This is a genomic window from Streptomyces sp. CB02414, from assembly GCF_001905385.1.
Classification (GTDB): Bacteria; Actinomycetota; Actinomycetes; order Streptomycetales; family Streptomycetaceae; genus Streptomyces.
Map to the genome: position 1 here is coordinate 542216 of NZ_LIPF01000006.1, position 11294 is coordinate 553509.

11 protein-coding genes are annotated in these 11294 nt (G+C 70.0%); 10 read left to right on the forward strand and 1 reads right to left on the reverse strand.

Going from position 1 to position 11294, the window contains the following annotated elements; all coding sequences use genetic code 11:
- Positions 1-76 precede the first annotated feature (76 nt).
- From AMK11_RS22405 to AMK11_RS22440, 8 genes are all read left to right on the forward strand, one after another.
- Positions 77-922, forward strand: a complete 846-nt coding sequence (locus AMK11_RS22405; RefSeq protein ID WP_073729775.1) for a helix-turn-helix domain-containing protein — start codon at positions 77-79, stop codon at positions 920-922.
- An 11-nt stretch (positions 923-933) separates the two neighbouring features.
- Positions 934-1281, forward strand: a complete 348-nt coding sequence (locus tag AMK11_RS22410; protein ID WP_073729776.1) for a DUF397 domain-containing protein — start codon at positions 934-936, stop codon at positions 1279-1281.
- 277 nt (positions 1282-1558) lie between these two features.
- On the forward strand, positions 1559-1867 hold the full coding sequence (locus tag AMK11_RS22415; protein WP_019326783.1) for a membrane protein: 309 nt from the start codon (positions 1559-1561) through the stop codon (positions 1865-1867).
- Between the two features lie 166 nt (positions 1868-2033).
- On the forward strand, positions 2034-2834 hold the full coding sequence (locus AMK11_RS22420) for a hypothetical protein (protein ID WP_073729777.1): 801 nt from the start codon (positions 2034-2036) through the stop codon (positions 2832-2834).
- Positions 2824-4173, forward strand: coding sequence for a hypothetical protein (locus AMK11_RS22425; RefSeq protein WP_073729778.1), 1350 nt, complete (start codon positions 2824-2826; stop codon positions 4171-4173). Before AMK11_RS22420 ends, AMK11_RS22425 begins: the two co-directional genes overlap by 11 nt.
- Entirely contained in the window at positions 4170-5729 is a 1560-nt protein-coding gene (locus tag AMK11_RS22430; RefSeq protein WP_073729779.1) for an SCO6880 family protein, read from the forward strand. Before AMK11_RS22425 ends, AMK11_RS22430 begins: the two co-directional genes overlap by 4 nt.
- A gap of 12 nt (positions 5730-5741) precedes the next feature.
- Positions 5742-7154 carry an ATP-binding protein gene (locus AMK11_RS22435; RefSeq protein WP_073729780.1) on the forward strand — a complete coding sequence of 471 codons (1413 nt, stop codon included), beginning with the start codon at positions 5742-5744 and terminating at the stop codon, positions 7152-7154.
- Positions 7155-7176: 22 nt separating this feature from the next.
- On the forward strand, positions 7177-8628 hold the full coding sequence (locus AMK11_RS22440; protein WP_073729781.1) for a type IV secretory system conjugative DNA transfer family protein: 1452 nt from the start codon (positions 7177-7179) through the stop codon (positions 8626-8628).
- 24 nt (positions 8629-8652) lie between these two features.
- Here the strand turns inward: AMK11_RS22440 and AMK11_RS22445 are convergent, their stop codons facing one another.
- Complete coding sequence (locus AMK11_RS22445) at positions 8653-9216, reverse strand: GNAT family N-acetyltransferase (protein ID WP_198941431.1); 564 nt, start codon at positions 9214-9216, stop codon at positions 8653-8655.
- Positions 9217-9310: 94 nt separating this feature from the next.
- Here AMK11_RS22445 and AMK11_RS22450 point away from each other — a divergent pair, with 94 nt between their 5' ends.
- Together AMK11_RS22450 and AMK11_RS22455 are read left to right on the forward strand one after the other, a co-directional pair.
- On the forward strand, positions 9311-10567 hold the full coding sequence (locus tag AMK11_RS22450; RefSeq protein WP_073729782.1) for a sensor histidine kinase: 1257 nt from the start codon (positions 9311-9313) through the stop codon (positions 10565-10567).
- Positions 10564-11232 carry a response regulator gene (locus AMK11_RS22455; RefSeq protein WP_073729783.1) on the forward strand — a complete coding sequence of 223 codons (669 nt, stop codon included), beginning with the start codon at positions 10564-10566 and terminating at the stop codon, positions 11230-11232. The genes AMK11_RS22450 and AMK11_RS22455 overlap by 4 nt, the downstream gene beginning before the upstream one ends.
- Positions 11233-11294 lie beyond the last annotated feature (62 nt).

Here is an 11294-nt window from a genome sequence, read left to right on the forward strand (position 1 = left end):
TCGTTATCCGATTCCCGGTATCGGCCTTAGCTACCACCCGTGTGGGTGACCGCAGCACCAAGGAGGCGGCAAGCCCGTGAGAACCAACCCGACGGGGCGCCAGCTGAGACTCGGGGCGGAGCTGCGGAAACTCCGCGAGCGCGCGGGCCTGACGTCCACACAGGCGAGTCAACTGCTCGGAGTGAAGCAGAACCAGATCAGCAATACCGAAGCCGGCCGCATGGGGGTGAGCGCCGAACGCATCCACGCGCTCGCCTGCCACTACGACTGTGCCGACCGAGCTCTCATCGACGCACTCAGCGCCATGACCACCGAACGGAAACGCGGCTGGTGGGAGGAGTACAGGGAGATCCTGCCCAGCTCGCTTCTCGATCTGGCCGAGGTCGAGCATCACGCGGTCAGCCTGCGCACGGCCATCACCGTGCACATGCCCGGCCTGCTCCAGACCACGGACCACGCCCGCGAGACTTTCCGTCAGGTAGTGCCGGACCTCTCACCCCCGGACATCGAGCACCGCGTCTCGTTCCGCATCAAGCGACAGACGGTGATCTTCCGTGAGCCTCCGACCCCCTACCGCGCCCTCATCCACGAGGCGGCCCTGCGGATGCGGTTCGGGAGCCGGACTACCGTGCAAGCCCAGCTACGCCATCTGCTCGACATGAGCGAGCGAGACCACGTAACCATCAGAGTGATCCCCTACGCCGCTGGAGGGTTCCCGGGCTCGGGCCAGTCGGTCTTCTACTCGGCCGGTCCCGTACAGCAACTGGACACCGTTCACCTCGACCAGTCCCACGGCCCCGTCTTCCTGGACGCCGAGGCTCAGCTGTCCAAGTACCGCATTCTGCTGGACCGGATCCAGGCCAAAGCGCTTCCACCAGCGGAGTCCCGTGACTTCATCCACCACATCGCCCAAGACCTGTGAAGGGAACGCACATGAGCCACAGCACCTGGCAGAAGTCGTCCTACTGCGGTGAAGGTGACTCCTGCATCCACGTCCGTTCCACCGCCACCGCCGTCCATCTCACCGAAAGCAGCGACCCCACCGACTCCATACTCACCCTCGCCCCGACCACCTTCGGCGCCCTGCTCACCGCCCTGAAGGCGAACGCCCACCCCGCTCCCGTCCAGGTCACTTTCACTCCCGTGAATGACGCGGGCGCCCCCGTCCGCGTCCACGGCCCCGGCGTACACGGACCCGTGGTCACGACGGACCGTCAGAAGTGGGACGCCTTCGTGCTCGGCGTGAAGGCCGGCGAGTTCGATCACTTCGTGGATGCGTAGAAGGGCCCAACGACACAACCACGCGACAGGTTGCGCACCAGCATCATTGCTAGGCGTAACCTGGCGTGATACACAGAGTGACCATACGACTCATCGCATACCGGTCCGCCCGGCCCTCTTAGGGGCCGGCGCGGGCCGGTGGCAAGCTATCCGTACGAAACCTGCCAATCAATGACGCCAAGTCGACATACGACGGCGGATTTGTCGGCGACAATGAGGCCTGACCTCTGCACGTCCGCAGAGGGCGCGGAACTACCCAACAGGGGCGGTGACTTACATGCTCTTTGCGGCCGACGAGGGAGACATCAACACCATCATCGGGGGGATCGCTCCCGACTGGGGCCCCTTCGGTGCGCTGGGGGCCGAGGCGAAGACGATGGTCCAGGTCGTCATGGCCGTAGCCATCCTGCTCTGCCTCGGCATCGCCATCTGGGGCGCCGCCAAGCAGCGCATCGGCGCCACGGCCCTGCGGGACACCTTCAGCGCGGAGCAGGGCAAGGGCCTCATCATCGCCGGGCTGACGGGCGTGTTCATCATCGGCTCCCTCGGCACGCTCTTCACCATCGTGTACGGGATGGCCGTATAGCCACGCTCACGTCCGTCCCTCAACCTCCACCCCACCCGCCCGTCGTGCCAACCGGCTGAGGTTGCGTTTCCCTGATGTCGAGTCACCACACCGCGCCCGCGCGGGAACCAGCACGGCTACCGTCGTACTTCTACGGCAGGCACGAGGTCGAGGGGGCGTACGCGGCATGAGTCTCGGAGACGACCAGCAGTCCTCCGGCGGCTACGGCGGCATGAGCGGGACGCGGATGCGGCTGCCCGAGGACGAGGGCGGGCACCGGCGCGGCGGCCGTTCGTCGTCCAGAAGCCTGGTCACGGTGGTCGGCGTGGTCGTCCTCCTCATCGCGGCGATCGCCTTCGCGAACCGTGGAGGAGAGGACTCCGGTTCCTCCGACGCGGCCGCGGACAAGCCGAAGACGTCATCGACGGCCCCGACAGGCACCACGCCGGTCCAGTCGGGCTTCGCCCATGATGAGCAGGGGGCGCAGAGCGCTGCCGCGAACTATGCGGTGGCTTTGGGGTCGGCCGACATGTTCGACAAGGCCAAACGGCAAGACATCGTGAACACCGTCTACGCCCCCGGCGTCGCTGCTTCCCGGCAGGCCGATCTGGACGAGGCCTACTCGAGCCCGAAGTTCCTGTCGAACATCGGGCTCGACAAGGATGGCAAGGCACCGGCTGGCCAGACCTTCGTGTCGCGGGTGATCCCGGTTGGCACCAAGGTCACGGAGTCCAGCGCTGACAAGGCCACCGTCGAAGTCTGGTACACATCGCTCTTCGGACTGTCCGGTGGCAAGTCGACCAACCCGGTCACCGAGAGCTGGTACACCACCACCTACCAGCTGACTTGGACCGGCAACGACTGGAAGGTCATCGACTTCCAGCAGAAGGACGGCCCGGTGCCGATCGGACGCGATCAGCGGGCCTCCGCCCCCGACGAAATGTCGAAGGCCGTCGAGGAGTTCGGAGGGTTCACCTATGCGCGCTAACCACCGCCTCCTCAAAGTCGCAACCGTTCTGGCCTCCGTACCGGCAGCCATGGTGCTCCCGGCAACCCGCGCGGTCGCTGCTCCGACGCCGACGCCGACTCCGTCGGGCAGCGACGATCCCTGCGACCTCATTCGCGGCCCCGCCAAGGACTACTGCGAAGACGGCAACTCCGGCTCAGGAGGCGGCGGCGGAGCCGAAACCCCGGAGATCTCCTCCACCCTCGACCCCCTCTCCTCCCTCGCCAAGGGCTGCGCCGACGCCGCCGCATGGACCGTCGACAAGCTCAGCGCCGCCGTCGAGGACACGGCGAACGTCGACTTCACGAACCCGGAGTTCCTCCAGCAGTACGCCGTCGTCTTCGCGGCGTCGACCGTGCTCACGCTCATCCTCTGGCTCCTCGCGGTAGCGAAGCGCGCCGTGCGCGGCGTCCCGCTCGGTACCGCCCTCTCCGAGGCCATCGGGTTCCTCTGGCTCACCGTCCTGGCATCGGCCTTCACGCCGCTGATCCTCTACACGGTCGTCTCCGCGACCGACGCCGTCACGGACGTACTCGCCAAGGCCACCGGCGACCAGACGAACACGTTCTTCGGCACGTTCTCCGGTGCCTTGGAGAAGGGCGAGGACATCGGCGGCGGCCCGATCATGCTGATCGTCGTCTCCCTGGTGTCGATCCTCGCCGCCGGCGTCCTCTGGCTGGAACTGGTCATCCGCGCCGCGCTGCTCTACGTCGGCGCCCTGCTCGGCACCGTCGTCTACGCGGGCCTGGTCGACAAGAACCTGTGGGGTCACGTCCGCCGCTGGGCCGGGATCATGATCGCGGTCATTCTGGTGAAGCCCGTCATCGTCATCGTGCTCGGGCTCGCCGGGGCGCTCTCCGCCGACGAGGGGCCGGACGCCTTCTCCGCCGTCGTCTCCGGGCTCGCGATCATCCTGCTCGCCATCTTCGCGTCCGCGATGATCTACCGCTTCGTCCCCGGCTTCGGCGACGAGATCGCGAGCGGCCGCAACAACAGGATCATGCAGGGCGCCGAGGGCAAGGCCGCCGCCGTGATCAGCTCCCCGGCGAACCTGGTCGCCCAGGGCATCAGAACCCACAGCTCCCGCCACAACGGCGACGGCGGAGGCGGCGGCAGCAACCAGGGCGGCAGCTCCTCCGCGTCCCGCCCCTCGAACCCCGCCTCCGGCGGAGTCGCCGCGCACAGCTCGCGCCCCTCGAACGGCGGCGGCGGAACTGTCCCCTCCGCCGCACCCGCACCGCGCTCAGGCAGCCCGGTGAACACACCCCATGCCAGCAACACCCGTAACAGCAAAAACAGCACAGGAGGTGACGGGCGTTGACGACCGAGTCCCACGTGTCCCATCCGGTCACGCCCCGCCGTACGTATCTGATCGGCCGCGCCCGGCCGAACGCGATCGTCGGCCGCAACCGCGAGACCGGTGAGATCGCGCTGATCGTCGTCGGCGCGTTCCTCGGCATGATGTGCGGGCTCCTCGTCCCCGTCCTGACCCTGCGCATCGTGCTGCTCGTCGGCTTCCCGCTGCTCGCGCTGGCCGCCGTCTACGTGCCGTACAAGCACCGGACGTTCTACCGGTGGTTCGAGATCAACCGCAGCTACAAGCGGACCCTGCGCAGCGGCACCACGTACCGCTCCGGCGCCATCGAGGCCGGCACCCGGCTCGACGGCAGGGAGGTCGAGGTCGGCCCGCCACCCGGCATCGGCCGCATCACCTGGCTGGCCGCGCCCTTCGGGCCGGACGAGATCGCCGTACTGCTGCACGCCGACCGCAAGACGGTGACGGCCGCGATCGAGATCGAGGGCCCCGGCGTCGGCCTGCGCGACTCCGAGGACCAGGAAGCCCTCGTCGACCGCTTCGGCACCCTGCTCAAGCACGTGGCCAACGGCGACGGTTTCGTCACCCGCATCCAGATGCTCGCCCGCACCCTCCCGGCCGACCCCGACGCGCACGCCAAGGACGTCGCCCAGCGCGGCGACGACAAGGCGCTGCCGTGGCTGCAGCAGTCGTACGACCAGCTCCAGTCGATGGTGTCCACCAGCAGCGAGCAGCACCGCGCCTACCTCGTCGCCTGCATGCACTACACCCGCGAGCTGGCGGCCGAGGCCAACGCCATGGCCCGCGCCGCCCGCCCGCAGAACGGCCGGAAGCTGGACCGGGACGCGGGCCTCGCGGTGGTCATGGCGCGCGAGCTGACCGACATCTGCTCGCGCCTCCAGGAGGCCGACATCCGCGTACGCCAGCCGCTGGGCCAGGGCCGGCTCGCCTCCCTCGTCCACGCCATGTACGACCCGGACCATCCGATCGACCACATCCAGGCGATGACCAAGCGCAACGCCTGGCCGGCCGAGCTGGACGCCATGGAGCCCACGTACCTCCAGGCGAAGACCCGGGAGTCCTTCACCCGCGCCCCCTGGTGCCACGCCACCGCCTGGGTCAAGGAGTGGCCGATGACCCCGGTGGGCGTCAACTTCCTGGCGCCCCTCCTGGTCCACACCCCGGACGTCATCCGCACGGTCGCCGTCACGATGGACCTCGAACCCACCGAGATCGCCATCGAGCGCATGCTGACCGAGAAGACCAACGACGAGGCCGAGGCCTCCCGCGCCGCCAAGATGAACCGCACCGTCGACCCGCGCGACATCGCCGCCCACGGCCGCCTGGACCAGCGGGGCGAGGACCTCGCCAGCGGCGCGGCCGGCGTCAACCTGGTCGGCTACATCACCGTCTCCTCCCGTTCCCCCGAGGCGCTGGCCCGCGACAAGCGGACGATAAGGGCTTCGGCCGGTAAGTCGTACCTGAAACTGGAGTGGTGCGACCGTGAGCACCACCGCGCCTTCGTGAACACACTTCCGTTCGCCACCGGCATCCGAAGGTAGGGGCTGACCCTGATGCGGGACCCGCTGACCGTTCTCACCGACGCCTTCACGTCCTTCCTCTTCGGGAAGGTGGAGACCACCCGCCTCCCCGTCCGCACCTCCACGGGCCAGGCGCAGGCCGTCTACCTCCCCACCGCCGCGCCCGGCCTCGGCGACTCCGGCGTGATCATCGGCCGCGAGGTCTACTCCGGCAAGGGCTACATCTACGACCCCTTCATGCTCTACGGCCAGCAGCTCCCCGCCCCGCACTGGCTGGTGCTCGGGGAGTCCGGCAACGGCAAGTCGGCGCTGGAGAAGACGTACGTCCTGCGCCAGCTCCGCTTCCGCGACCGCCAGGTCGTCGTGCTGGACGCCCAGGGCGAGGACGGCGTCGGCGAGTGGAACCTCATCGCCGAGGAGCTGGGCATAACTCCCATCCGCCTCGACCCGATGGCCGCCCTGGACCACGGCATCCGGCTCAACCCGCTCGACCCGGCGATCACGACGACGGGCCAGCTCGCGCTGCTCCGCACGATCATCGAGGTCGCGATGGGCCACGGCCTGGACGAGCGCTCCGGCTTCGCGCTCAAGGTCGCGCACGCCTACGTCAACGAGACCATCGTCGAACGCCAGCCGGTCCTCACCGACATCGTCGAGCAGCTCCGCCACCCCGAGCCGGAGTCGGCCGAGGCGATGAACGTCGCCATAGACGACGTACGGGCGTGGGGCCTGGACGTGGCGCTCGTCCTCGACCGGCTCGTCGACGGCGACCTGCGCGGCATGTTCGACGGCCCGACGACGGTCGGCATCGACCTGGACGCACCCCTCATCGTCTTCGACCTCTCCCACATCGACCGCAACTCCATCGCCATGCCGATCCTGATGGCGATCGTGGGCGTGTGGCTGGAGCACACCTGGATCCGCCCCGACCGGAAGAAGCGCATCTTCCTGGTCGAGGAGGCCTGGCACATCATCAACAGCCCGTTCGTGGCGCAGCTGTTCCAGCGGCTGCTGAAGTTCGGGCGACGGCTCGGCCTGTCGTTCGTGGCGGTGGTGCACCACCTGTCGGACGTCGTGGACGGGGCGGCGGCGAGGGAGGCCGCGGCGATCCTGAAGATGGCCTCCACCCGCACCATCTACGCCCAGAAGGCCGACGAGGCCCGGGCCACCGGACGTGTCCTGGGCCTGCCGCGCTGGGCCGTGGAGATCATCCCGACCCTCACCCCCGGCATCGCGGTCTGGGACGTCAACGGCAACGTCCAGGTGGTCAAGCACCTGATCACGGAGACCGAACGCCCGCTGGTCTTCACCGACCGCGCGATGACCGAGTCCTCCTCGGACTTCAGCGACGACGCCCTGCGCGCCGCCGAACTGGAGGCGGAGGAACGGGCGGCGGCGTTCGTGGAACAGCACATCGGCGACTCGTCCGAATCGACGGTGGCCTAGGCGAGGGGGAGGCACGGGGCAGATGAGACCGGACGACCAGCGACGAGACGGCCAGGGCGGCGGCATCCCGGACGGGCTGCTGATCGGCATACTCGCCTTCCTCCTCGGCATGACCCTGCTGGTGTGGACGGCGACCGGTCTCTCCGCCCTGTTCGCCCACGGCTCCTGGCCCGCCGGCGTGACCTTCACCGGCACGCCCGTGGCCATGCGCCACCTGGTCGCCGAACCCCACGACATCCCCGGCGCCTGGCCGGACACCCCCGCCTCCGAACTCTCCGGATACGGGCTGTTCTGGGGACTGTTCATCGGCCAGCTGATGGTGCTGGTCGTGGTGACCGTGTTCGTGATGGGGTCGGTGGCACGGTGGCGTGCGGTACGGCAGCGACGGCGGGCGGAGGCGAGGGCGACGGTCCCTCAGGAGCCGGAACAGGTGCACGAGGTCCCAACTCCGAGGGCACCGCAGGCCCCGCAACAGCCGGAACCGGCGGAGGAATCCCTCACTTCTGTGGCCGACAGTAAACGGGTGGGTGGGTGGGAAACCCCCCGCGCCGAAGGCGCGGTCCAGTACGGCCCCCCGAACACCCGCCACGAAACCGCCGCCAACGCCCTGCGCGAAGCAGAAGGCGCCGCCCTCGTCATCACCTCCAGCCCCGCCCTCTGGTCGGACACAAAGGACGCCCGCGCCAAACTGGGCCCCTGCCACCTCTACGACCCCGGCCACCTCTGCGACACCCCGGCCCGCCTCCACTGGTCCCCCACCACCGGCTGCGAGGACAGACAGACGGCCACGGCCCGGGCGGCCGCCCTCCTCGCACCGGTCCGCCCCACCGCCCGGCTCGACCAGGCCCTCGGCGACACCGCCGAACTGCTCCTGCGCAGCTACCTGCACGCCGCCGCCATCGACGGCCGCACCGTCCGCCACGTCCACCGCTGGTCCCAGGGCCTGCAGATCCAGGACGCCGTACGCATCCTCCGTACCAACCCCAAGGCCGCGCCCGGTGCCGCGGGCGAACTCGAAGGCGCCCTCACCGCCCACCCCGACCGCCGGGACATGGCCCAGCAGCTGACCACCCGGGCCCTGGCCGCCCTCTCCACGGTCAACATCCGCGAAGCCTGCAGTCCCAACCGAACTGATGCCCTCGCCTTGGATTCCTTCGTGCACGAACAGGGAACCCTTTACGTGGTGGGTGAATCCATCGAGGACCCTCGGACGAGCCCCGGCGCGATGCCGCTGCTGACGGCGCTCGTCTCAAGCGTGGTCGAGAGCGGCCGGCGCATGGCCGAACGGTCATCCTCCGGTCGCCTCGACCCACCACTCACCCTGGTCCTGGACGACGTGGCCGCCGTCGCGCCACTCCCCCAGCTCCCGGAACTGCTCACCACCGGAGCGGACCTCGGCCTGCCGACCCTGGCCCTCCTCCGCTCCCGCGAACAGGGCCGTGCCCGCTGGCCCCATGACGAACTCCCGGTCTGAGCCCGGGGCACACGGCCGGCCGCCTCAGCGCTCGACCACGAACTCCAACTCGACCTCGCCGGTCTTCCCGCCCACCAGCGGCACCGTCCGCCCACTCGGCGCGAACCCGGCCTTCCGGTAGGCGCCCTGCGCCCGCCCGTTGTCCGGATGGACGATGAGCCGCACCCGCTCCAGACCGCTCGCCCAGGCCCACTCCAGCCCGGCGGCGAAAAGCGCCTTGGTCAGCCCGCTCCCCCGCCACTCGGGCCGGACGAACACCCCGACCACGTGCCCCTGCCGCCGCTCCACGGGCAACCCGGCCCAGTCGTTCGTCCCGGCCTCCTCGACCAGCACGGCCAACGTGCCGAGCCACGCCCCTCCCGGCCCCTCGGCGACGATCTGCCGCGCCCCGGACGCGCCCTCGGCCGCCTTCGCCGCCCGCTCCTGCCAGTACGAGTCCGGCCGGCCCGCGGCATCGTCGTACGTCTCCAGGTACGCGAGGTGCGCCAGCGGGTCCCGCAGCGCACGCAGCCGCAGTTCCTTCACGGCGGGCCACTCGTCGGCGCGTATGGAGCGGATCACGTAGTCACCGGGAACCGAGGCACTCATGCGGGTCACCGTAATACCCCGGTACTACGCCCCTCACCTCATATACGGCCCCGAGGCGGACGCCCACCGGCCCCGGAAGCCCGACGATGGTCCGATGGAGCCCGTGACCGAGGAAAGAGCCGCCGACCCCCTGACCGAGCACGTCCAACGCGTCGTCCGCCGGGTACGGGCCTTCGACCGGCGCCGACCGCTCGTCTGGGACCTGCACCTCACCGCCTTCTGGGTCACGGCCGGCCTCATCGACTACACCGGCGGCGGCTGGCGCAACATCGCCCACAACCTGGACGTCCCCGGCTGGCTGCTGCTCGTCATGACCCTGGGCTTCACGGTCCCCCTCCTGTGGCGCCGCAGCCACCCGGGGGCGGTGCTGCTCGCGATGGCCCCGGTCGCCGTCGTCAACGCCTGGACCGGCGCCATCCTCCAAGCGGCCATGCTCCAGCTCCTCGTCGTCTTCCACATCGCCCTGCGCCTGCCCCTGCGCTCCCTGTGCTGGGCGACTCCCCTGGTGCTCACGCAGGTCCTCGTGTCCGGTCTCCGCCACGGGGACAGCGCGGGCTCCTGGAACCAGCAGTTCGGCTCCCAGCTCCTCTCCATCGGCGTGGCGGCGCTCATCGGCGTCACGGTCCGCACCCGCCGGAACTACACCGCCGCCCTCGAGGACCGCGCCCAACGCCTGGAGGTCGAACGCGACCAGCAGGCCCAGCTCGCCGCCGCCGCGGAACGCGCCCGCATCGCCCGCGAGATGCACGACATCATCGGCCACAACCTCTCCGTCATCACGGGCCTCGCGGACGGCGGCCGGTACGCCGCCACCAAGTCCCCGGAGCGCGCCGCCCAGGCCCTCGACGCGATCGGCAACACCAGCCGCCAGGCCATGGGCGAACTCCGCCGTCTCCTCGACGTCCTGCGCGACGACGAGCAGAGCCGCCAGGAACCGGCCGAGCTGGCTCCCCAGCCTTCCCTCACCGACCTCGCCCCGCTCATCGACGGCGTCCGCCAGGCCGGCCTCCCCGTCCGCACGACCGTGCACGGCCGTCCCGACCTCCCCGCCGGCCGCCAGCTCGCCGTCTACCGCGTGATCCAGGAGGCCCTGACCAACACCCTCAAGCACGCGGGCCCCGACGCCACCGCCGACATCGACCTCTCCTACGGCGACGGCGGCGCGGTCACCCTCACGATCACGGACACGGGCCGCGACGCGCGGCCCGGCGCCACGACCGACGGCCGGGGACTTCCCGGGATGCGGGAGCGGACCGCCCTGTACGGCGGCACACTTGAGGCCGGCCCACGTTCCCGCCCCGAGCTGGGCTGGCGCGTCCACCTACACCTCCCGGAGGAGTCCCCGCAGTGACCACCGTCCTCATCGCCGACGACCAGCCTCTCCAGCGGTTCGGTTTCCGGATGCTCCTGGAGAGCCAGGACGACATGACGGTCGTCGGCGAGGCGGCCAACGGCGCGGAAGCCGCCCGCATGGCGGCCGAACTCCACCCGGACGTCGTCCTCATGGACGTCCGCATGCCCGGCCTGGACGGCATCGAGGCCACCCGCCGCATCGTCGCCTCCGGAGGCCGCACCCGGATCCTCATTCTCACGACCTTCGACCTCGACGAGTACGCCTACGCCGGTCTGCGCGCCGGCGCCTCCGGCTTCCTCGTCAAGGACGCCCAGCCCGAGGAACTGCTCTCCGGCATCCGGGCGGTAGCCTCCGGCGACGCCGTGGTGGCCCCGAGCCTGACCCGCCGCCTGCTCGACGCCTACGTCCACCACCTGCCGGCTCCTGCCGCGGACACGCCGGACTCCCCCGATGCCCGCCTGGCCGGCCTCACCGACCGGGAGAGCGAGATCCTGCGCGTCCTGGGCCTCGGCTGGACCAACACGGAGATAGCGGAGCGCCTGCACCTGGCCGAGTCGACGGTGAAGACCCACGTGGGCCGCATCCTCGCCAAGACCGGCTCACGCGACCGCGTCCAGGCGGTCATCCTGGCGTACGACACGAAACTCGTGAGACCGTCCTGAAAACCCCCTGAAACGCAGAAAACCCCGCACCGTTCCCGGTGCGGGGTTTCCTCGCAATAATT